Source organism: Jeotgalibacillus campisalis (genome assembly GCF_000829515.1).
GTDB classification, from domain to species: Bacteria; Bacillota; Bacilli; order Bacillales; family Jeotgalibacillaceae; genus Jeotgalibacillus; species Jeotgalibacillus campisalis.
On record NZ_JXRR01000015.1, the window covers coordinates 188,252 to 210,651 of the forward strand.

Below are 22,400 nucleotides of genomic sequence, written 5' to 3' on the forward strand. Positions count from 1 at the left end.
AATGTGGCAAGAGCGAATAGAAGTGGAAGGACCTTATGCATTTGATCGTGTCCTTCAGCGGATGTCGATCGATCCGCTTAATGAGGTGGACCAGAAAAACCAGCTTGTAAAATTACCGTTTAAAGGAACGGTTAAACAGGCGATCACGATAAAAGCAGCTGGCACAACTGCTCATCCTGCTTTTGAGGTGACGGGCAAGGTAGAAAAAGATAAAAAGAAAATTATTTCTTATGTTAAAGAGATCTTTCATTGGAACTCGACCTTATCTCATATCGATCTTCATTTCTCAAAAACAAATCTCCAAAGCCTCTTTCAGGAGCATCAGGGCACACCTCTAGTAAGAGAGCCTTCTGTTTACAGCTGTTTGCTTAAAAGTATTATTCACCAGCAGCTGAATATGGCATTTGCAGGAACATTAACGCACCGCTTTGTAACGACGTATGGAGAACAGGTAGACGGCGTCTGGTTTTATCCTGAACCGCAAGTAGTAGCTAATTTAACAGTTACAGAACTGCGGGAGCTTCAATTTAGTCAGCGAAAAGCAGAGTATATAATTGGCGTAGGAGAAAAAATCAGTAATGGTGAATTAGATTTAGCATCGTTTCCTTCAAAAAGTGATGAAGAAATTAGTAAAGAACTTACTCAATTGCGCGGTGTTGGACCTTGGACGGCGCAAAGTGTGCTATTATTTGGTCTTGGCCGAATGGATGTTTTCCCGTTTGCTGACATTGGCATTCAAAACGCATTGAAAAAGCAATATAACATGGATAGAAAGCCCACCACAGAAGAGATGGTAGAATGGACAAAGGCTTGGCAGCCATATTTAAGCTATGCCTCTCTTTATTTATGGAGGAGCATTGAGACAGGGAAGTGAATTCATTGAATGAAAAAACAGTACAAAAAATAGATGTAGGACAAGAGTTTCCTCTTACAATAAAACGCTTAGGCATCAATGGAGAGGGAATCGGTTATTTTAAAAAACAAGTGATTTTTGTCCCAGGTGCCCTACCTGAAGAAGAAGCTGTTGTACAAGTAACAAAAATCCATCCTAAGTATGCGCAGGCGAAAGTAAAATCCATCCGTAAAGTGTCACCGCACCGGGTTACGCCGCCGTGCCCGGTCTATGAAGCATGCGGAGGCTGTCAGCTTCAGCATTTGGATTATCATCATCAGCTCTCCCATAAGCGGGATATTCTGATTCAGGCACTTGAACGATATACAAAGCTGCCCCTTCAAACAATTGAGATACGCAGTACCATTGGGATGGAAGAGCCTTGGTATTATCGCAACAAGAGTCAGTTCCAAGTTGGCAAAAAGGGAGAAAAAGTGGTCGCAGGACTATATGGCACAGACTCTCATCAGCTCGTAGATATAAAGGAATGCATCGTTCAGAGAAAAGAAACGAACAAAGCAACGCAGGTTGTACGCAAACAGCTCGAAAAACTGAAAATACCTGTTTACAATGAGCGTACAAAAAAAGGAATCGTACGAACGATCGTTACAAGGGTTGGTGTGGAAACTGGTGAAGTTCAAATCGTACTTGTGACTGCTTCGGATGAGCTTCCTCAAAAAGAAAAACTGATCCGTGCGCTTGAAAACAAGATGCCTGAAGTAAAATCAATTATGCAAAATATTAATTCTGCCGCAACCTCTATTATATTCGGTGAAAAAACGGTCCTTTTATCCGGTAAAGAAACGATTGAAGACAAACTGGAACAGTATACTGTTCATTTATCTGCAAGAGCTTTCTTTCAGTTAAATCCAGTTCAGACGAAAAAACTTTACGATCAAATTAAAGAAGCGGCAGACTTAACAGGTAAAGAAAAGCTTGTTGATGCATACTGCGGCTCTGGAACGATCGGTTTATGGCTGTCAAATGGCGCAAGTGAAATCCGCGGAATGGACGTTATTAAAGAATCCATACACGATGCAAAAATTAATGCTGCCCATCATCATATAAAGAATTTTCAATACGAAGTAGGCTCTGCTGAAAAATGGATGCTTAAATGGAGAGAAGAAGGGTTCAGACCGGATGTTGTCGTAGTGGATCCTCCACGTAGTGGATGTGATTCAGCTCTGCTCGACACCATTTTAACGGTGCTTCCAAAACGGTTTATCTATGCATCCTGCAACCCATCCACGCTTGCAAAAGATTTGATGCAGCTATCTTCTAAGTATAGAATTGAATATATTCAGCCATTGGACATGTTTCCTCAAACGGCTCATGTGGAAAGCGTGACAAAATTGGTATTGAAAGAGTAAGGATTAATCTATACTGCAATTGATGATCATATTGATTCACCAGAGGAGGATCACCGTGTCCATACAAACAGAACAAGATGTACAAGAGATCATTGATCTACAAAAGAAGTTTTTTTACAGCGGAATCACCAAAAATGTTGATTTTCGCATTAAACAGCTTCGTAAACTTCAAACATTAATTAAAGAGCACGAAGATGAACTATTAAACGCACTTAAGAAAGATCTGGGGAAAAATCCTTTTGAAGCATATGTTTCTGAAATAGGCATTACGCTCAAAAGCATCCAGACCATGATCAATAACGTAAAACAGTGGGCAAAAACAGAAAAAGTAAAAACACCCCTTTTTCAAATGCCATCAAAAAGCTTTATTATGAAAGAGCCATATGGAAGTGTGCTGATTATCGGACCATTTAATTATCCTTTTCAGCTCGTGATTGAGCCTCTGATTGGGGCGCTTGCAGCAGGAAACTGTGCTGTTATAAAACCGTCTGAAAGCACGCCTGAAGTGACCTCCGTGATTCAGCGTATGATTTCGGCTAATTTTGATCCGGCATACTTAAAGGTAGTGGAAGGGGAAAAGAAAGAAACTTCTTTACTCATCAATGCCCCTTTTGATTACCTGTTTTTCACTGGCAGCGTTCCGGTCGGCAAGATCGTCATGGAAGCCGCTTCTAAAAATCTTGTTCCGCATACATTGGAGCTTGGGGGGAAAAGCCCAACAATTGTTGACGAGACGGCAGACTTGAAAAAAGCAGCTCAGCGAATTCTTTGGGGGAAATTAATTAATGCAGGTCAAACCTGCATTGCACCTGACTATCTGGTGGTACACCAGTCAGTCAAAGAAGAGCTGATTGAACAATTAAAATCAACGATTCATGATTTTTATGGAGATACGATCTCGGAAAATGATCAGTATGGAAAAATTGTCAATGAAAAGCATTTTGACCGTCTCGTTTCGATTTTAGAAAAAGACCGGGAGCATATTGTGGCCGGAGGGGAAACCAATCGGGAAGAGAGATTTATCGCACCTGCTATTTTAGACAGCATCACTTGGTCAAACGAGGCGATGCAGGATGAAATCTTTGGTCCCATTCTTCCTGTATTGACCTATAACCAGCTGGATGAGGCGATTGAAATGATTCAGTCCCGTCCTAAGCCACTGGCACTCTATGTATTTACGGAAGACAAACAAACGGAGAAAAAGGTTCTTGAAAGCCTTTCATTTGGCGGTGGCTGTGTGAATGATACGTTAAGTCATGTGGCCAATGACCAGCTTCCTTTTGGAGGCGTAGGGCATTCAGGGGTTAACGCCTACCATGGCAAGCATAGCTTTGATTTGTTTTCACACAGAAAAAGCATGATGAAGAAAAGTACAAAAGTAGAGTTAAAGCTTGCTTTTCCTCCTTACACTACGAGCCTTGAAACGATTAAGAAAGTATTAAAATAACTATAGATATGAGAAGAAGACCTGCTATTTCGGCAGGTCTTTTTTTGAAGAAAAAGGGGTGAGACGATTGAGAAAAGATTGGATTGCTTCAAAACTTCAAATTCCAAATAGCGCAGTCACTTCAACCATCGGAGGACTTCAGAATGACGTATATAAAATTGAAACAAAGGAAGGTCCTGTTATTCTCAGGCTGAATGAAGAGGCCCGCAGGACAAAAGAGCAGCTGGAGCTTGAAATCGCCTTTATTAAACATTTGCACCAATCCGGCATCAAGGCTGCAAGAGCAAAGCATTGGCAGGACTCATTGATTCATGAATGGGACATAGAAGGAAAAAGAGTGCATGCAGTATTTTTTGAAAAAGCAAAAGGGACTTCCATCCGCATACTCGATGATAAGTCATGGAATAGCGAATGGTTTCGTGAATGGGGAATGTACATTGGCCGCATGCATCATGCTGCACAGACTTTTAGGCATCCCGCTATGGAAAAAAAAGCTGTGCGTACTGCAGCCAATCCGGACCCGGAAGGTGTGAAAGGACAATTGGATCCACAAATGCGGAGCTGGTATACGGAACAGCTTAAAGCATTGACACAATATGAGATGAAGATAGACACACACCATTTCATTCACCATGATTTTCACCAGGGGAATTTTCTTGTCGAAGGATTTGAAATCATGTCCTTTGATTTCGATGACTGTATGACAGATTGGATTATGCAGGATGTTGCTGTGTCGCTTTATCATGGGATCTGGCAGGGAATTTCATTTAGACCAGAGGAAAAGGACTTAGCAGCAAAGATGGTACATGGAATGCTTGAAGGCTATTCCTCGGTCCACCGGCTGGATGATGACATGATTGATCAGATCTTTTTATTTTTGAACATGCGCGACGCACTGCTGTATCCCATTTTTAAAGCGAAATGGGAAGGGGTGCCATGGCAGGTAGAGTATATGAAAAAATTAAAAAAGAGGCTGACTGAGGGAATTCCATACCTGGAGCGCAGCGCAGTACTAACCCCGTAAAAAAAGAAACTGCCGCTTTCTCTAAAGAAAGACGGCAGCCTTTGTTTTATGCGTAAATGTCCCGCAGAGCTTCGTTAAGAGTCGGAAATGCAAATTCAAATCCTTTAGTTTGCAGCACGTCCGGCAGAACTTTTTGTCCTTCTAATACGAGTGCGCTTTTGTCTCCCAATGCAAGTTTAAGGGCAAAGCCGGGAGCAGGAATCCAATGTGGCCGGTTCAGGACTTTCCCGAGTGTTTCTCCAAATTCCTTCATCCTCATTGGATTAGGCGCTGTCACATTATATGGACCTTCGACTGATTCCTCAATGGCAAAGAGTACCGCTCTTGCTGCATCTTTATGGTGGATCCAGGATAACCATTGCCTGCCGCTTCCTACTGTCCCGCCGGCCATTAATTTATAAGGCAGAGCCATACTTGGAAGTGCACCGTCTTCTTTACCAAGAATAATGCCAAATCTGGCGCAGGCAACACGTACTCCATGATCTTCGGCAAGCAGCGCTTTCTTCTCCCAATCAACCACAGTCTGAGCCAAAAAGCCCTCACCACGCTCGGTTGACTGTTCTGTCCAAATTTTAGTTTCGGAAGGAGGATAATATCCTACCGCACTGGCGTTTACTAAGACAGAAGGGGGAGTATCAAGCAATTGAATGATGCGCAGAATCTCATCAGTAGCATTCATACGGCTGTCGTAAATTTTCTTTTTCTGTTCATCGCTCCAACGCCCATTGTTTATTGATTCTCCGGCGAGATTTATAATTGCATCAATAGGAGGCAGCGTGTTCTCTGGTGAAGCGTTTTCTGTCAGCCACTCTACATAATGAACCTGACTTGTTCCTTTATGCTTGTCAGGATTTCTTGTTAAGATATAGACCTCATGTTCTTCAGCGGTCAGCAATTTTGTGATTGCCTGACCAATAAATCCTGTTCCTCCGCTTAAAAGGATTTTCATCCCGCATCCCTCCTACTTGTTATAGTTACTATTTCCCTATTTAAAAGGATAAAACCTTTTTAAAATGTGTTACAGTGAAGAAAGAGGTGATCAGGGTGCCAGTTATTACTAAAATTTCCCAGCAGAAGAAAAACAAAGAAAGATATAATATATTTCTTGATGGCCAATACGCCTTTAGTGTAGAAGAAGAAGTTCTTGCCCGCTATCAGCTAAGTAAAAATAAAGAACTGACTGATATGGATATAGGAGAAATTGAATATGAAGATGAAATCCGCAAAGGCTTTAACAAAGCCCTGATCTATTTAAGCTACCGCATGCGCTCTGAATATGAAATTATTATACATTTAAGAGAACATGAGATGGGTGAAGCGTCGATTGAAGAAACGATGCACAAGCTTAGAAAATATGGATATGTGAACGACACAGAATTTGCTCAAGCCTTTTTAAACACACAGTTGAGAACATCCGACAAAGGACCAAGACATATTGGTCAAGCGCTAAAAGAAAAAGGAATCGCAGCGGGTATTATGGAGGAAACGCTTGCGCAGATTTCGCAGGAAGAGTGGATTGAAAGAGCGGCACAGGTGCTTGAAAAGGTCATCAAAAAAAACCCTAAGCAGTCGAAGCTGCAGATTAAGAAAAAAGGGCAGGATACTCTTTCAAGAAAAGGTTATGAGGGTGCTGTAACAGGTCAGGTTTTATCTGCGATTGCCATTGAGAGAAATGAAGAAGAGAAATGGACCGCTATCTACTCTCAGGCAAAAAAAGCCCATGCCAAATACATTCGCAAATATGAAGGGTATGAATATCAACAAAGGATGAAACAGGCACTGTTCCGTAAAGGGTTTTCTGCCGAAGAGATTGAAAGAGCCATTGCGCATTTAAAAGAAGAGGACGAGTCAGAATAAAGACCGCCCCCGATTTCTACTTTTTTGACTCAATAATAATCTCATCTTTTTCGTCTATCTGTTCCATAATAATGTCAGCTACTTCACTTGGTTGAAAGAATCGGGAAGGGTCTTTTACATGATCGCCGTTTTCCCAAAAAGGCGTATTCATCCCACCCATATACGCACGTATAACACGGATGCCATAGGGTTCAGCTTCTTTTGCCAGACTTTCTGAATAACCCCTGAGTGCAAATTTACTTGCAGCGTATCCCGATTCATTTGATTTTCCGCGCAGCGCAGCAGTGGATAAAATCGTTAAAAAGGTGCCGCTTTTTTGCTTTTTCATATAGGGAAACAGTGCCTTTGTAAGGGCCATAGGGCCAAATACATTCGTTTGAAACATACTTTCCAGGTCAGCAGAAGCTGCATCTTCCACACTGCTGAAACGTCCTACGCCCGCATTATGTACGACGAAATCAACCGGCAGCAAAGATTCTTTTGTGAGCGTATCAAGCAGCTCTTTTCTACTGTCGGGATCTGAAATATCACATGGAACAGCAAGTGCAGAGCCATGGGAATGAATGAGTGCTGCCAGTTCTTTCAGCGGTTTTCCCCTCCGTCCGATCAAGATGACATGGTGGGTATGGCTAAGTCTGATGGCAAGCTCTTTCCCCAGTCCAGAGCCTGCCCCTGTAACTAAAGCGATTGGTTTTTTCATTTTAGGTTCCTCCATCTTTAAGGTATCTGTAGTTAGTTTGCCCTTTCTGAAATAAAGAATCAAATAAGAAAAATTTGAGGTGTCTTTCTATGTCAACCGAAAAAAGGTATAGCTCAATGAGTAAGCATGAGCTTGAGCAGGAAATTGCAGATATAAAAGAAAAAGCAAGAAAAGCAGAACAGCTGGGCTATGTAAACGAATTTGCTGTTTTAGAACGAAAAGCGATCATGGCCCAATGCTATCTATTAGATCCGAAAAATTATAAAGCTGGGACTGTGTATGCGATCAAAAATGATCCGGGCAGCTATTTTAAAATCGATTATCTAAATGGTGTTTTTGCATGGGGTTATCGTTTAAGAGGCGAGAAAAAGCAAGAAGCACTCCCTATTTCCATGCTAGATAACTCTTCACAAGGAGGAGAAGTAAAATGAATGAAGAAAAAGAATCCTTGACAGCTCTGCTTCTTGAGAAGAACTCAGAGTTGTCCAGTGCAAAGGCACAAACATTAGTAGATCTTTTATGGGAAGATTTTGAAGCAACGTATGCAAAAGCAGGTCATGATTATCAAGGGAAAGAAGTGACCTCCAGAGTTGTGCGTCAATGGATCGTAAATTATGGAGAACGCCTTCATCAGGTAGCCGCTATGAATCCTAAATATGCTGCATTGTTAAGCGATCAGGAAGACACAAAACACTAAGAGAACCCTTTTGGCTATAGTAAAACCCCGAATGAATTTTCTCATTCGGGGTTTTACTGTCCAATCTGGACAAAACTAATCGATCGTTAGAACATCAAGTTTTTTCTTCAGTTTTTCTTCGCTGAAGATCCAGCCTGTATAAGAACTTTGAATAGTTAAGTTCTGATCCATCTGCACTACAGCAACAAACGGATAATGGTCATTGCTTCGGTAACGCAGATCAATAAACCGAACCTCATATTGATCTTCGCTTTCTGTCAGCTCCCATCTGTAAATTGGGGAAAAAGAAAGAAAGGCAGAGACATTTGGATCCGTTTGTGCCTTCTGAAAGACCTCAGTATCGGGTATAGAAATCTTCTTAAACTTATCATAGATCGTAATGGATCTCCCGTACGCTCTTCCTACGTAGAAGTGCTCCTTTGTTTCAGCAGCGATTCTCCATTGGTAAAAGCGGATGGTTGGTGCGATAATAACACTATCCGCTTGAGGAATCGTATTTTTAATTGAGTGTCTAACGGCTGACTGAAGCATGAATCGTATGACATAATAGCCGGCGATAACGGAGTACATAATCAAGAAAGTGGGGACTGGATCTGCGCCAAATGCCCAAATAATTAACCCTATTATGTGAATGCCGAAAATTATGGGATCGAACGTGTTAATGACGCCGAGAGCGACCCATTTTCTAGAAAATGGACGCAATGCCTGTGTACCGTATGAATTGAAAATATCAACAAATACGTGTAAAAATACTGCCAGAAACGTCCATAGCCATAAATGCAGCAAATTTGCTTCAGGGAAAAACGGGTAAATCACTGCCGTTATCCCAATCGGCCATAGCATGACTGCGGGAACAGAGTGTGTAATCCCACGGTGATGCCGAATGTAGACTGCATTATTGCGAAGCTTTAATGCAGTGTCCGCATCAGGCGCCTGAGACCCAATAACAGCAGCAATTAAAACACTTTGCGCTGTAACCGGATCGCTTGCAACGACCGGGTCGATTGCGGCCAAACCGCCAATGGCGAATCCCATTACAATATGAGTGCCTGTATCCAAATTGATCCCTCCTTTACTAAACTGTTTTACAAATGGAGATCATTTGTTTTGTACTAGTAAGTATGAGCAGTTATTTCATTAATTTCAACCGATAATCTGCTTTTCTTATTTAACTTAATTACTCTATTCTTACTTATTCCCAATCTCAAGCTTGGAGTAACATCACGGAGGTATAAAGATGAAGGAAGATCTTCAGCTTAAGCTGTCTAACATAGAACCAGAAGCATTTCAAAAAGATCTTATCGGCTGGTTCGAACAGGAAATGCGCGAGCTGCCCTGGAGAAAAAATAAAGACCCTTATCAAATATGGGTATCTGAAATTATGCTTCAGCAAACGAGAGTAGATACGGTCATTCCTTTTTATCATCGTTTTATGGAACAGTTCCCTACCATTGAAGCTCTGGCAAATGCGCCTGAAGAAAAAGTTTTAAAGGCATGGGAAGGACTTGGCTACTATTCACGTGCGAGAAACCTTCAGACGGCAGTCAGAGAAGTTCATGAACAATATGAAGGCAGGGTTCCAAGCAGCCCTAAAGAAATATCATCTTTAAAAGGAGTAGGTCCTTATACAGCAGGTGCGATTCTTAGTATCGCTTATGGTGTTCCGGAACCGGCAGTCGATGGAAATGTTATGCGGGTCCTTTCCCGTGTATTATCGATCTGGGAGGACATTGCTAAACCTTCATCGAGAAAAGTGTTCGAAGAAGCTGTCCGCTACTTAATCTCACATAAGAATCCTTCTTATTTTAACCAGGCCTTGATGGAATTAGGCGCATTAGTTTGCACGCCTACATCTCCTTCCTGCTTATTATGTCCTGTTCAGGCGCATTGTAGTGCTTTTGCAGAAGGAGTTCAGCGGGATTTGCCGGTTAAAACCAGGAAAAAATCTACTAAGGTCATTGATCTTCTAACGGTAATCGTTCAAAATCAACAGGGTGAATGGTTAATGAACCAACGGCCATCTCAAGGACTTTTGGCGAACCTGTGGGAATTTCCAAGTTTTGAAAAACAGCAAGGCGAAAGTGCAGTTTCACAGTTGAATGATTTTCTTCTTGCAGATTTTGGTGTAAATATTGTTCTGGATCCGGAGCCGTGGATGGTCCAGGATCACGTTTTTTCCCATTTAACATGGAAAATGGCTGTATTTAAAGGAGAATTAACAAAAACCTCCACCCAAAATAGACAAAACGCTGTCTGGCTAACAAAAGAAGAGGTAGAAAAACTGACATTACCTGTGTCTCACCGAAAGATATGGAACCAATACGTATCACTTCATTCATGACAGGAGAGAAAAATAATGACAAACAAAGTAGCATTAGTAACCGGAAGCAGCAGAGGTGTAGGGAAAGCAATTGCCCTGGCTCTTGCTGAAAAAGGATATGATATTGTAGTAAATTACGCCAGAAGCAAACAGGCCGCTCTTGACACTGCAGCAGAAATCGAACAGCTCGGCAGAAAAGCATTAGTCGTTCGGGCAAACGTAGGCGATGTTGAAAAGATCAAGAAAATGTTTGGGGAAATTCGCGAACATTTTGGCCGCCTCGATGTCTTCATCAATAACGCAGCCTCCGGGGTTTTGCGTCCGGCAATGGAGCTTGAAGAGTCCCACTGGAACTGGACCATGAATATAAACAGCAAAGCATTGCTGTTTTGTGCTCAGGAAGCAACAAAGATGATGCCTGAAAGCGGCGGTAAAATTGTCAGTATTTCATCGCTTGGGTCGATACGATATTTAGATAATTATACAACTGTAGGTGTATCTAAAGCGGCTCTCGAAGCGCTTACTAGATACCTTGCTGTGGAATTATCCCCTAAAAACATTGTAGTTAATGCCGTTTCTGGCGGTGCTGTGGATACAGACGCGTTAAAGCATTTTCCCAATCGCGAAGAGCTGCTTGAAGATGCCAGAAGCAAAACGCCTGCAGGAAGAATGGTGGAAATAGATGATCTTGTGAAAACAGTTTTATTTCTTGTTTCAGAAGATTCCTCGATGATCCGCGGCCAGACAATCATTGTCGATGGCGGACGTTCTCTGCTCGTTTAATTATATGAATAGACTTCCTTCACTCTGGTTACATTAACTATCGTGGAGGTGAGAACACAATGAAAAAACAAACAAACAAAACAACTTCTGGCACAAACGCTGAACAAGTTAAGCAACAAAATGCTGCTGCAAACAAACAATATGGCACTGAGTTTGCTTCAGAAACAAACGCAGCTGAAGTAAAGCGTCAAAATCAACAAGCAGAAGCTAATAAAAAGAACGCTTCACAACAAAACAATCAACAAAACCGATAATTAACTTTCAAAAGCCGTTCCTCTGGATAGCAGGAGCGGCTTTTGATTTTCTCTAATTCGTTCGATAAAACTACATAGATTGCGACAAATAAAGCTAAAGGACAAAATGCTGAACATGTGGAATTCTATAGTAGTCAGGAGGGATTCCACAATGAATGGATTTAAAAGACAAGTATTTGATCAAATGGAAATTGCAGAGGAGCTGCTGTGGCTGCATGCTGAAGTGGAAAAAAAGAAAAAAATGCGAGAGCTGATGAATTCGCTGTCTATTCACGAGTCGGCTGATCAATTGTCCACACAGATTAAGGAGCTGCAGCTGAGATTAAAATGCGTGCAGCGTGATTTTGATGAAAGAATGAATGACGTAATTGCCTCTTATCGTACTGACAACCCTGACTATTAGCCATTTTGCAAACTGAACGCTTCTGAAACAACGAGCTGCCATAGTGTCTTGGTGGCTCTTTTTGGCGTAAAAGGGTATAATGATAAAATACACATATTGAACGGAAAAATAGTTATGATCAGGTAAAAATAATCAAGTTGAATAAAGGCAGGCGAAGGATGATGACGCTACCGGTAGAAGGGCAGAGTATGCAAATACATAGTTACAAACACGATGGGCTGATCCACCGGGTGTGGCAGGAAACAACTGTTCTTAAAGGAACCCGCAATATAGTTATTGGAGGAAATGACCGCACGATCGTGACAGAATCAGACGGCAGGACATGGCTGACCCGTGAGCCGGCTATCTGTTATTTTCATGCTGAGCATTGGTTTAATATTATTTGTATGCTTAGAGAAGACGGAGTTTACTATTATTGTAATTTAAGCTCTCCGTTTGTGTATGACGAAGAAGCATTAAAGTATATTGATTATGATTTAGACATTAAAGTTTATCCGGATATGTCCTATACACTTTTGGATGAAGATGAATACGAGGAACACCGAAATCTAATGGGATATCCGAATGTAATTGACCATATTCTCCAGCGAAATGTGGATAAATTAATTAGATGGATTAAACAAAGAAGAGGGCCATTCGCTCCTGATTTTATTGATGTGTGGTATAGTCGGTACTTATTTCAAAAAAGATACCGCCAAAAAGAATAATTTTATTCTTTTCCTGTTGGTCCATTCAACAGGTTTTTTTCTTGGAACATCTTATACTGGTGCTTGTTAATGGATTCATTTCAGCCCAGATTCTTGGCTCGTGAATGACGATATTACGGGAGGCTGCTGTTGAGGTGGATTTGTACGAGGGACTTAGGTTTATGTTTTTTGGAGCTGGGCGAGCGCCTTCAGCATTTAGGCTATATCGAGCTTCAGCGGGCAGGGGCTCGAGGTCATAAGTCATCCTGCCCTAATAGGCAAAGAGCGCCTATTTGTGCAGTGCGTCTTATGCTTGTCGCCCCTAAGCGTCCGCTTCAGCATTTAGGCTATATCGAGCTTCAGCGGGCAGCTCCTAGGATCGTAAGCCACTCTGCCAGTCAGGCACAAAGCGCCTGCTTGGCAGATCGTCTTACGTCTGTCGGAGCTAGACGCCCGCTTCAGCTTTTAATTTAGAAAGTAGGTTGATTTTTTTGGATAGTATTAAGCGTTATATGGAGTTTGTGAAGCCTTATAAGTGGCAGATTATTTGGACTCTTTTGATTGGGATTGTGAAGTTTGCGATTCCGCTTTTGATTCCGGTTTTAATTCAGTATGTTATAGATGATATTATTGGAGGCGATGGTTCGTCTGCTGCGAAGGTGTCGGAGCTTTTTTGGATTATTGGGATTGCTGTGGTGCTTTTCGTGGTTGTTAGGCCGCCTGTTGAGTATTATCGTCAGTATTTTGCTCAGTGGACGAGTAATAAAATTCTGTTTGATATCAGGGATGGTCTTTTTTCTCATATGCAGAAGCTCAGCTTTAAGTATTATTCCAATACGAGAGCCGGGGAAGTGATATCCCGTGTGATTAATGATGTAGAGCAGACGAAGAATTTTGTTATGACAGGGTTAATGAACTTATGGCTGGATGTTGCCACGATTTTAATCGCCATTGGTATTATGCTGACCTATGATGTGAAATTAACGCTTGTTGCTATTTTAGTTTTTCCTTTATATGCTTTTTCTGTACAGTATTTTTTCGGCAGGCTGCGGATGTTGACGAGAAATCGTTCTCAGGCTCTTGCTGAAGTTCAGGGGTATCTTCACGAACGTGTACAGGGCATGAGTGTAATTAAAAGCTTTGCGATCGAGGACCATGAACAAAATCAGTTTGATGGGAAAAACAGCAACTTTCTATCCAAAGCAATTGACCAGACGAAATGGAATGCAAAGGCCTTTGCTGTAGTCAATACCATTACGGATATTGCTCCGCTGATTGTCATTGGGTATGCAGGTTATCGTGTTATTGAAGGGAACTTGACGCTTGGGGTGATGGTCGCATTTATCGCCTATGTTGAAAGACTGTATAATCCATTAAGACGACTGGTCAACAGTTCTACCACTTTGACTCAGTCCATCGCCTCTATGGATCGCGTATTTGAACTAATTGATGAAAAGTATGACGTGGACGATAAACCAAATGCCAAGGAAGTCGAGAACGTTAGGGGAGACATTGTCTTTGACCATGTATCTTTTGCTTATGATAAAGACGAAAGTGAAGTTTTAAAAGATGTGCATATGCATGTAAAGCAAGGTGAAACCATTGCGTTCGTCGGAATGAGCGGAGGAGGGAAATCCACCATTGTCAGTCTGATTCCAAGATTTTATGACGTGACAAAGGGAAGAATTCTTTTAGACGGGACGGACATAAGGGATTTCCGTGTTAGGAGCTTGCGAAACCAAATTGGTATGGTTCTGCAGGATAATATCTTGTTTAGTGAATCGGTTATGATGAATATTAAAATGGGTGACCCTGAAGCGTCTGATGAGGCTGCGATACAAGCAGCTAAAGCAGCAAATGCGCATGAGTTCATTATGGATCTTCCAGAAGGATATAACACAAAGGTTGGGGAAAGAGGCGTGAAGCTGTCAGGCGGACAAAAGCAGCGGGTCGCGATCGCTCGAGTATTTTTAAAAAACCCCCCTATTTTAATTATGGACGAAGCAACCTCTGCACTTGATCTTGAGAGTGAGCATCTTATTCAGGAATCCATTGAAATGCTGGCGAAAGACCGGACAACTTTTATTGTCGCCCACAGACTTTCTACTGTTACCCACGCTGACCGAATCGTAGTCATTGATCATGGTATAATAGCAGAAAGCGGGACCCATCATCAGCTTATGAAAGAAAAAGGATTGTATTATAATCTTTTCCAAGTACAGCAGCTGGATGATTAGTACAAATTAAGCCCCTTAGACAATTTGTCTAAGGGGCTTTGATTATTCAAAATCACGTTCAGGCAGGGAGACATGATTATCTTCTTCATGATAAGACTGAAGACTTGCGATCAGAGTATCCAAATGAACAAGATGCTCCTCATATTCAAGCATTGCTGATAGAACATGCAGCAGGTGATAGCCGTTATTCTCTTCTTCATCCCGCGTTTTATTTACTTCCTTCATGAAAATATCTGTGACTTCTTTATGATCTAAGCAAGTATGGTTAATTTGATCATCTTCATTTGTAGACTTTATTTTTCTAACGAATCGAAGGAGCAGCTGCTCGTGATAACTCATTAAACAATCAAGCTGTTCTTGAACAAGCATTTGCAGCGCCTCAGGAACCTGGTGAAGTTCATTTTCAAATCGGTGAAGTCTCTTTAGAATTTCAAAGCTTCTCCGAACAGCTGAGATCATCTGGCGGTAAACAACAAGTTTTCTTGTTTTTGAAACAGAGTTGCGCTTAAAGTAACCGCGTTCTTCTTTATACATCAGATAAACCTGATCTATTTTAATGAGCCGTTCTTTGAATTTCTCGATATCTTTTTTCAATAGCTGGTGTTCAGTCGCATGGCGGGTACTTAGTCTGATCCATTTGATCATATCATCTGTTGTTGTTGATATCTTATAGAACAACTTCGTTTCGTATTTTGGTGGAAGAAAAATTAAATTAACTGCAAATGATGACAAAACCCCAAGCATGATTGTAGCAAATCGAAGAAGAGCAAAAATAACAAAATCGTCATGCTGTACTTCCATAATAGCGATCAGCGTTACCAGGGCAAGACCAATTGTTGTTTCAATTTTAAGCTTTAAGATAATTGTGATGGCAATAACGGCTGCAAAACCAATGACCACAACATGATTTCCAAACAATAAAACAAAAATTATGGCTATTCCAGCTCCAATAATATTCGCTTGAATATGTTCTAAAATCGAAACAAAGGAGCGATAAATCGTTGGCTGAACAACAAATGCAGCGGCAATACCGGCAAAAATAGGGCTGGGCAAGGCTAAAAGTTCAGCTAAATACAAAGCAAGAACAATAGCAATTCCAGTCTTTAGAACTCGGGCTCCGAGTTTCATGTAGAGAATAGATCCTTTCTTAACGTTAAAATTCACGCTTTTTCATTGCCTTATTTAAAATACAAAATAAAAAGGCAATAGTAGTAATATACCCTGCTTAAGAGGTGACTGCAAGGGAAAAGAAGATGATTTTTTGACAAAGGATCAGGTTTTAATTCGAATAAGCAGTCGTGATTTTGACAAATTCCATAACAGTGAAGCTGATACGCACTTAAATAATCGGAGTTAACTACTTAGTCAGCTATTTTCTATTAATGAAAAATGAGTGTGCATATAAAAAAGTCTCCACGAACCATTGTACATGGAGACTTTATCCTTTATTTAACCTGTTTTACCGACTGTACTATTATAATTTACCAAAAGCATGATCAACCGCTTCAAGCGTCTGGAGAATATCTTTTTCTGTATGAGCCGTAGTTAAAAACCAGGCTTCATATTTAGAAGGAGCTAAGTTTATGCCTTGCTCAAGCATTAATTTAAAGAACTTAGCGAATATTTCCCCATCCGTTGCTTCTGCCTGATCGTAGTTCTGAATAACTTGATCAGAAAAATAGATGGTCAATGCACCCTTCAATCGATTAATTGTAATCGTAACGTTATGATCCGCTGCCGATTTTAAGATACCCTTTTCAAGCAATGCACCAAGCCGGTCAAGCTCTTCATACACGCCTTTTTGTTTGAGTACTTCAAGACAGGCGATACCTGCTTGGATTGAAGCAGGATTTCCAGCCATTGTTCCGGCTTGATAAGCAGGTCCAAGCGGAGCGATTGTTTCCATAATATCCACTCTGCCGCCATATGCTCCGATCGGCAAACCTCCCCCGATAATTTTCCCCATAGCTGTAAGATCGGGTTTCACATTCAGTAAGTCCTGTGCTCCTCCGTACATAAAGCGAAAAGCAGTAATGACTTCATCATAAATAACGAGTGCCCCTGCATCATGTGTCAGACGGTTCACCTCTTCTAAAAAGCCGGGAAGCGGTTCAACGATGCCGAAGTTTCCTACAATAGGCTCAACGAGTACTCCCGCGATCTCATCGCCCCACTTATCAAGCGCCTCTTTAAAGGGCTCTATGTCATTAAAGGGAACAGTTATCACTTCACTTGCGATTTTTTTTGTCACACCAGCAGAGTCAGGTGTGCCTAATGTCGCAGGGCCGGAACCAGCTGCGACTAACACTAGATCTGAGTGCCCATGGTAACACCCTGCAAATTTAATGATTTTATCTCTCCCAGTATAGGCGCGAGCTACACGAATCGTAGTCATAACCGCTTCTGTACCTGAGTTTGTAAACCGTACTTTTTCCATTGCCGGCATAGCTTCTTTCAACATCTTTGCAAAAGTAACTTCATGTTTGGTTGGCGTCCCGTATAAGACTCCGTTTTCAGCTGCGTGTACGATGGCCTTGGTGATGTGTGGGTGGGCATGACCAGTAATGATCGGACCATAAGCAGCTAAATAATCAATGTACTGATTGCCGTCTACATCCCAAAAATAAGCGCCTTTACCTCGCTCCATTGCAACAGGAGAACCCCCGCCGACTGCTTTAAATGAGCGGGAAGGGCTATTTACACCGCCGACTATATGTTCTAAAGCTTCACTATGTAATTGTTCTGATTTTAAATAATTCATGATGTCTCCTCTCTGTCATTGCGTCATAGGTATTGTAATATGATGAACTTGAATGCGCAAATAAGGGGGCCATTTCAATGGGATGGGGAATTTTAATCAGTGTCATTATCATAACCGTGTACGCAATCAAACGTCTGCTGACTACAGTATGGGAAGGACATGTCTTTTCACTGCGAAATTTTCTACTTTTAACGGTTACATATGCTGTCCTGCTCACTGGTTTTGCAACGATCTATACGGTTCTGACGTTTGAAGGGGTGCATGTTATGGCGGCAGATGAAGAGCCGCGGTCATTTTGGGATTTATTTGGCACTTCCATTTATTTTAGTGCCATGATGCTGTTTTCAGTTGGAAACGGAGAAATCGTTCCTGTCGGATGGGGAAGATGGATTTCAATATTGGCTGCTTTTTTAGGACATGCATTGCCTGTCACGGTCGTTTGGACGTTAATGTTCAATCGAAAAGAAAAGATCCATAAAGGGTAACTTTTGAAAATGCCTTCTCCTTTAAGTAAGCTATAGGAAGATTAGCTGAACAAAGGAGGAAATAGAATGAATTTTAACAAAGGAGATACTGCACCTGATTTCACACTCGAAACTCATACAGGTGAAAAAAGATCTTTAAGCGATTTTTTGGACAAGAAAAATATTGTGCTTTATTTTTATCCTAAAGATATGACACCCGGCTGCACAACCCAAGCGTGTGACTTTAGAGATCATCAGCAGTCTTTTGCTGAAACTGATACAGTTATTCTGGGAATCAGTCCTGATCCTAAAGAAAAACATCAAAAGTTTATCGACAAACATGAGCTGCCATTTGAATTGCTTGTAGATAACCATCATGCAGCTGCAGAAGCCTACGGGGTATGGAAGCTGAAGAAAACATTTGGCAAAGAATATATGGGAATTGAGCGATCTACCTTTGTTATTAATAAAGAAGGAAAGATCATGAAAGAATGGAGAGGCTTGCGGGTAAAAGGGCATGTAGAAGAAGCGCTTGAATTTGTTCATGCAAACTTGTCCTGATGGCGGCAGGTAGGGGAGTAATATTAATTTAAACATTAAAACTATTCCATGTATTTCGTATCTTTGAAAACCCCTTTTTTTTCGGTGATTCTATCATTATAATTACACTACCTTTAGGTGGAAAAGTTTTTAGAAAATTTAATAAGGTTTGAGAGTAGGAGGATTTGATGGATACGACAAAAAAGCGTGGAGTTTTTTCTAAAGGGCTTGATGGAATTGAGCGAATTGGAAACAAGCTTCCGCATCCGGTAACACTGTTTTTCATCTTTGCCGCGCTGGTAGTTTTGGCATCCGCTTTAGGGTCAGCTTTGGGCTGGTCGGTTGAAGATGGTGAAGGAGAAAGCATTAATGTATTTAATCTTCTGAGTTCAGAAGGTATTTTATACATGTTTGAGTCAGCGGTAACAAACTTTACAGGATTCGCACCTCTTGGAACTGTTTTGGTGACGATGCTTGGAATCGGAATTGCTGAACGAAGCGGACTGATTTCAGCAGCACTTAAGGCATTAGTAACCTCTGTACCTAAACAGCTGTTAACAGCTGCTTTAGTATTTGGAGGCATCATGTCTTCAATGGCTGCAGATGCGGGTTACGTTGTTTTAACACCGCTTGGAGCAGTCTTGTTTGCGGGCTTAGGACGTCATCCGCTCGCAGGTCTAGCGGCAGCTTTTGCTGGTGTATCAGCCGGTTTCAGCGCAAACTTGCTTGTGACATCTCTTGACCCATTATTAGGAGAACTAACCATTGCTGCAGCTGCAACCTTCGACCCGGCATATGCTGAGGGCATGAATATTTTAATGAACTACTATTTTATGATTGCATCTGTTGTAATGCTGACAATTGCCGGGACATTTGTGACGGAAAAAATTGTTGAGCCTCGTCTTGGCAAATACAAAGGTGAAATCGACAAAGAAGAAGCAGAGGATATGAAAACTGTTACTCCTCTGGAGAAAAAAGGCCTTTGGCTGTCACTGATTTCGATCATTGTCACCAGTGCTCTAATCGCCCTTCTTGTCGTACCTGAATGGGGACCATTGCGTGCAGGGCTCTCTAATGACGATATATTAGAGGCGCCATTCTTCCAGACGCTTGTTCCGATCTTATTTATCTTCTTCTTAATTCCAGGTTTTGTATATGGATACGTAACAAAAGTGATCAGAAACGATAAGGATGTAGCAAATCAGATGTCAGATACGATGGCTACAATGGGAATGTATATTGTTCTCGCATTTGCTGCCGGACAATTTGTTGCGTTTTTTAACACTAGTAATCTAGGTCAGATCTTTGCTTATAATGCAGCAGGCTGGTTAAGTGATGCAGGACTTGAAGGGATGTTCCTGGTTCTAGGATTTATGTTTGTAGTTGGAGTCATTAATCTCTTTATTGGGAGTTCTTCAGCTAAATGGGCCTTTATGGCGCCAGTATTCGTTCCAATCATGATGGATCTTGGGTATGCACCGGAACTGACACAAGTCCTATACCGGATCGCAGATTCCACTACCAACATCATTTCACCGCTCATGCCGTATTTTGCGATCGTAATTGCATTTGCACAAAAATACGATCCTAAGGTTGGAATCGGAACGCTAATTTCCACTATGATTCCATACTCAATCGTATTTTCTATTGTGTGGACGATCATGCTTATTATCTTTATGTACACAGGAATCGACTTAGGTCCTGGTGCTGAGGTCTTTTATAATAAATAACAACGAAAAGACTTCTGCTGATTTTATTAGCAGAAGTCTTTTTTAATAGAATAGAACTATTTGACAAAGTGCGGAGGGGGCGAGTACACTAATTATAGTGATTATAAAGAAAGACTTTTTATAGAAAGAGGTGCATGGCAGTGTCAGAAATGCAACTGAGAGATGCATTAGATTCACTTAAAGGAACGGGAGTGAGAATTACTCCTCAACGTCATGCGATTTTAGAATTCCTGGTAGGGTCTATGTCACACCCAACTGCTGATGATATTTATAAAGCGCTTGAAGGGAAATTTCCTAATATGAGTGTTGCCACAGTATATAATAACTTACGCGTTTTCAGAGAAGTTGGCCTGGTGAAAGAACTGACCTATGGAGATTCTTCTAGTCGTTTTGATTTTGTAACAACCGATCATTATCACGCTATCTGTCAGGACTGCGGTAAAATTGTAGACTTCCATTATCCCGGACTCGATGAGGTTGAACACCTTGCGTCCCACGTTACAGGATTTAAAGTAAACAATCACCGTATGGAAGTCTACGGAGTGTGTCAGGACTGCGCAGTAAAAAAAGAAGCTCACTAGGTGAGCTTCTTTTTTTGTCTACTCAGGCTTATTTGCTGCGCGGACTGCCTTATTTTTCTTATTATAATCCTCGTTAAATTCTTCTCCTTCAAGATCCGGGTCTAATGTCAGCGGTTCGCGGCAATGCATGCACATGTCTACACGTCCAAGGATTTTCGTAGGTTTTTCGCAATTTGGACAAGTAACTACTACTGCTTTAGTGGAAAGCATGCCGATCCAGAAATACACGACCATACTGAACATTAATGCGATCATGCCCAAAGAGATAAAGATCAGCATAATAATGGGGCTTTCACGAAAGAAAATCCCTCCATACATAATGACAAATCCTACAAATATCATTGCAAGAGCGAATGATCGAATTTTATTAATTTTATTTGAATATGTTTTAGCCATTATTGTCCCCCCTGAGTTTTTACTATATCATAGAAACTTGTGAACGAAAGAGCGAATTCGTGACGGAATAATTACGAAATAGTAGAAGGAAAATGACATTCTTTGTCGAATTAATAAAATATGAATTAAATAGCGAAGGAGTTCATTGATATGGAAGATATCCTGCGTCCCATTTATCAGGAAAGAGCAAGTCATCCCAATACACTGGGAATCGTTATAGTTGAAAAAAAAGGTTCCAAGAGTCCTCTTACCGATACATTTGATACAATATTGTTCATTATTGTGAAAGAGGCAGACGTTCCCTTATTTATAAAGCATTATACATATGAAGAGAATAAAGCAGCGATGCATATCGTCTCAGAACGGCAGATGAAAGAATGGCTGCTTCTCGGAAGTAACCGGAAAGTCACTGAATGGCTTCTGACCGGAAAAATTGTCTTTGACCGAAATGAATATATTGAAAAGATGAGAACTGAACTGCGAGATTTTCCGTTTTACGGCAGGAAAATAAAAATGGGCATAGAATTTGCAAAGCTTATCAGAAGATATATGGATGGGAAAGGCTTTTTTGAATCCCGTCATTTTCTGGACGCTTACAACCATGTGGTTCATTCGCTGCATCACTTGGCAAGACTCACTGTAATCGAAAATGGGTTTCATCCGGAAGTAACAGTCTGGAATCAAGTTAAGCAAATTGAACCCGAAATTTTCAAGTTATATGAAGAACTCGTCAATAGTGAAGAGACACTGGAAAAAAGGCTGGAACTGCTCTTTTTAGCTAGTGAATTCCTTATCCATTCACGCATTCAGGTTGGATCGGGTCATCTCCTGGACGTTTTATCACAAAAAGAAGCATGGACGATTCAAGATCTTCAGTTGCATGAGGAACTTCAATACTATTCAGTAGATCTTACGGTAATGATCGAATTCCTTATCGATAAACACGTTATTTCAACTAAATCAGTTGAAACGAAAGGTAAAGGAATTTATCACAGATATTATTCCGTGAAAAAAGTTTAAAAAACCTATTGATCTTTTTAGATATCCTTGTTATGCTATTAATCGTCGCTGCAGAGGACTTAATGGAATTTAGCAGCGGCGAAAAAAATGATTGACATAAGAGAAAAAGTTATGTTAATATAAAAAAGTCTCCTCAATGAGGGACGCAAAACGAAACACCTTGAACCTTGAAAACTAAACAACCAAAAACGTCAACGTTAATACTTGATTTAAATGAAACAAATGAGCTTTATCAAAC

The 22,400-nt window shown here is 41.0% G+C and carries 25 protein-coding genes; 19 read left to right on the forward strand and 6 right to left on the reverse strand.

Annotated features, from left to right (window positions below; genetic code table 11):
- The first annotated feature begins 1 nt into the window (after position 1).
- From KR50_RS11805 to KR50_RS11820, 4 genes are all read left to right on the forward strand, one after another.
- Entirely contained in the window at positions 2 to 874 is an 873-nt protein-coding gene (locus KR50_RS11805; RefSeq protein WP_041058674.1) for a DNA-3-methyladenine glycosylase family protein, read from the forward strand.
- Complete coding sequence (rlmD, locus tag KR50_RS11810) at positions 871 to 2,262, forward strand: 23S rRNA (uracil(1939)-C(5))-methyltransferase RlmD (RefSeq protein WP_041058676.1); 1,392 nt, start codon at positions 871 to 873, stop codon at positions 2,260 to 2,262. The genes KR50_RS11805 and rlmD overlap by 4 nt, the downstream gene beginning before the upstream one ends.
- Before the next feature lie 22 nt (positions 2,263 to 2,284).
- On the forward strand, positions 2,285 to 3,709 hold the full coding sequence (locus KR50_RS11815; RefSeq protein WP_052477055.1) for an aldehyde dehydrogenase: 1,425 nt from the start codon (positions 2,285 to 2,287) through the stop codon (positions 3,707 to 3,709).
- A 67-nt stretch (positions 3,710 to 3,776) separates the two neighbouring features.
- Positions 3,777 to 4,733 (forward strand): phosphotransferase enzyme family protein, encoded by a 957-nt coding sequence (locus tag KR50_RS11820; protein ID WP_041058679.1) that lies wholly within the window; start codon positions 3,777 to 3,779, stop codon positions 4,731 to 4,733.
- 46 nt (positions 4,734 to 4,779) lie between these two features.
- Here KR50_RS11820 and KR50_RS11825 read toward each other — a convergent pair whose 3' ends face one another.
- On the reverse strand, positions 4,780 to 5,682 hold the full coding sequence (locus KR50_RS11825; protein ID WP_041058682.1) for a TIGR01777 family oxidoreductase: 903 nt from the start codon (positions 5,680 to 5,682) through the stop codon (positions 4,780 to 4,782).
- Between the two features lie 95 nt (positions 5,683 to 5,777).
- On the opposite strand from KR50_RS11825, the gene recX reads away from it, so the two are divergent.
- Positions 5,778 to 6,590, forward strand: a complete 813-nt coding sequence (recX, locus tag KR50_RS11830; protein ID WP_041058685.1) for a recombination regulator RecX — start codon at positions 5,778 to 5,780, stop codon at positions 6,588 to 6,590.
- Positions 6,591 to 6,606: 16 nt separating this feature from the next.
- Here recX and KR50_RS11835 read toward each other — a convergent pair whose 3' ends face one another.
- Positions 6,607 to 7,290, reverse strand: a complete 684-nt coding sequence (locus KR50_RS11835) for an SDR family NAD(P)-dependent oxidoreductase (RefSeq protein WP_041058688.1) — start codon at positions 7,288 to 7,290, stop codon at positions 6,607 to 6,609.
- Between the two features lie 89 nt (positions 7,291 to 7,379).
- On the opposite strand from KR50_RS11835, the gene KR50_RS11840 reads away from it, so the two are divergent.
- Together KR50_RS11840 and KR50_RS11845 are read left to right on the forward strand one after the other, a co-directional pair.
- Positions 7,380 to 7,721: a YfhH family protein gene (locus KR50_RS11840; RefSeq protein ID WP_041058690.1), complete on the forward strand. Its 342-nt coding sequence runs from the start codon at positions 7,380 to 7,382 to the stop codon at positions 7,719 to 7,721.
- On the forward strand, positions 7,718 to 7,987 hold the full coding sequence (locus tag KR50_RS11845) for a YfhJ family protein (protein ID WP_041058693.1): 270 nt from the start codon (positions 7,718 to 7,720) through the stop codon (positions 7,985 to 7,987). The genes KR50_RS11840 and KR50_RS11845 overlap by 4 nt, the downstream gene beginning before the upstream one ends.
- Positions 7,988 to 8,062: 75 nt before the next feature.
- On the opposite strand, the gene KR50_RS11850 is transcribed toward KR50_RS11845, so the two are convergent.
- Complete coding sequence (locus KR50_RS11850; RefSeq protein WP_041058696.1) at positions 8,063 to 9,046, reverse strand: metal-dependent hydrolase; 984 nt, start codon at positions 9,044 to 9,046, stop codon at positions 8,063 to 8,065.
- A gap of 178 nt (positions 9,047 to 9,224) precedes the next feature.
- Between KR50_RS11850 and mutY the strand changes: the two genes are divergently transcribed.
- The 7 genes from mutY (at position 9,225) to KR50_RS11885 (ending at position 14,670) form a co-directional block, all read left to right on the forward strand.
- On the forward strand, positions 9,225 to 10,328 hold the full coding sequence (gene mutY, locus KR50_RS11855; RefSeq protein ID WP_041058699.1) for an A/G-specific adenine glycosylase: 1,104 nt from the start codon (positions 9,225 to 9,227) through the stop codon (positions 10,326 to 10,328).
- Between the two features lie 15 nt (positions 10,329 to 10,343).
- Positions 10,344 to 11,090, forward strand: coding sequence for an enoyl-[acyl-carrier-protein] reductase FabL (gene fabL / locus KR50_RS11860; RefSeq protein ID WP_041058702.1), 747 nt, complete (start codon positions 10,344 to 10,346; stop codon positions 11,088 to 11,090).
- A gap of 59 nt (positions 11,091 to 11,149) precedes the next feature.
- Positions 11,150 to 11,344, forward strand: coding sequence for a gamma-type small acid-soluble spore protein (locus KR50_RS11865; RefSeq protein ID WP_041058705.1), 195 nt, complete (start codon positions 11,150 to 11,152; stop codon positions 11,342 to 11,344).
- 151 nt (positions 11,345 to 11,495) lie between these two features.
- Positions 11,496 to 11,747, forward strand: coding sequence for a YgaB family protein (locus tag KR50_RS11870; protein WP_041058708.1), 252 nt, complete (start codon positions 11,496 to 11,498; stop codon positions 11,745 to 11,747).
- A 161-nt stretch (positions 11,748 to 11,908) separates the two neighbouring features.
- Positions 11,909 to 12,454, forward strand: coding sequence for a nucleoside tri-diphosphate phosphatase (gene ntdP, locus KR50_RS11875; RefSeq protein ID WP_041058820.1), 546 nt, complete (start codon positions 11,909 to 11,911; stop codon positions 12,452 to 12,454).
- Positions 12,455 to 12,583: 129 nt separating this feature from the next.
- On the forward strand, positions 12,584 to 12,907 hold the full coding sequence (locus KR50_RS11880) for a hypothetical protein (RefSeq protein ID WP_156969516.1): 324 nt from the start codon (positions 12,584 to 12,586) through the stop codon (positions 12,905 to 12,907).
- A gap of 17 nt (positions 12,908 to 12,924) precedes the next feature.
- A complete protein-coding gene (locus KR50_RS11885; RefSeq protein WP_041058714.1) occupies positions 12,925 to 14,670 on the forward strand; it encodes an ABC transporter ATP-binding protein in 1,746 nt (581 codons plus the stop codon).
- A 42-nt stretch (positions 14,671 to 14,712) separates the two neighbouring features.
- Here KR50_RS11885 and KR50_RS11890 read toward each other — a convergent pair whose 3' ends face one another.
- The gene (locus KR50_RS11890) at positions 14,713 to 15,798 is read right to left on the reverse strand and encodes an FUSC family protein (RefSeq protein WP_041058717.1); all 1,086 of its coding nucleotides are present in this window, start codon (positions 15,796 to 15,798) and stop codon (positions 14,713 to 14,715) included.
- A gap of 346 nt (positions 15,799 to 16,144) precedes the next feature.
- Positions 16,145 to 17,431 carry a glutamate-1-semialdehyde 2,1-aminomutase gene (locus tag KR50_RS11895; RefSeq protein ID WP_041058718.1) on the reverse strand — a complete coding sequence of 429 codons (1,287 nt, stop codon included), beginning with the start codon at positions 17,429 to 17,431 and terminating at the stop codon, positions 16,145 to 16,147.
- A gap of 77 nt (positions 17,432 to 17,508) precedes the next feature.
- Between KR50_RS11895 and KR50_RS11900 the strand changes: the two genes are divergently transcribed.
- From KR50_RS11900 to perR, 4 genes are all read left to right on the forward strand, one after another.
- Positions 17,509 to 17,916 (forward strand): ion channel, encoded by a 408-nt coding sequence (locus KR50_RS11900; RefSeq protein WP_052477056.1) that lies wholly within the window; start codon positions 17,509 to 17,511, stop codon positions 17,914 to 17,916.
- Between the two features lie 66 nt (positions 17,917 to 17,982).
- A complete protein-coding gene (bcp, locus tag KR50_RS11905; RefSeq protein WP_041058720.1) occupies positions 17,983 to 18,456 on the forward strand; it encodes a thioredoxin-dependent thiol peroxidase in 474 nt (157 codons plus the stop codon).
- 167 nt (positions 18,457 to 18,623) lie between these two features.
- A complete protein-coding gene (locus KR50_RS11910; protein WP_041058722.1) occupies positions 18,624 to 20,165 on the forward strand; it encodes an AbgT family transporter in 1,542 nt (513 codons plus the stop codon).
- A 134-nt stretch (positions 20,166 to 20,299) separates the two neighbouring features.
- On the forward strand, positions 20,300 to 20,746 hold the full coding sequence (gene perR / locus KR50_RS11915; protein ID WP_041058725.1) for a peroxide-responsive transcriptional repressor PerR: 447 nt from the start codon (positions 20,300 to 20,302) through the stop codon (positions 20,744 to 20,746).
- 18 nt (positions 20,747 to 20,764) lie between these two features.
- Here the strand turns inward: perR and KR50_RS11920 are convergent, their stop codons facing one another.
- Complete coding sequence (locus KR50_RS11920; RefSeq protein WP_041058726.1) at positions 20,765 to 21,142, reverse strand: YgzB family protein; 378 nt, start codon at positions 21,140 to 21,142, stop codon at positions 20,765 to 20,767.
- 150 nt (positions 21,143 to 21,292) lie between these two features.
- On the opposite strand from KR50_RS11920, the gene KR50_RS11925 reads away from it, so the two are divergent.
- Positions 21,293 to 22,162: a nucleotidyltransferase-like protein gene (locus tag KR50_RS11925; protein WP_041058729.1), complete on the forward strand. Its 870-nt coding sequence runs from the start codon at positions 21,293 to 21,295 to the stop codon at positions 22,160 to 22,162.
- Positions 22,163 to 22,400 lie beyond the last annotated feature (238 nt).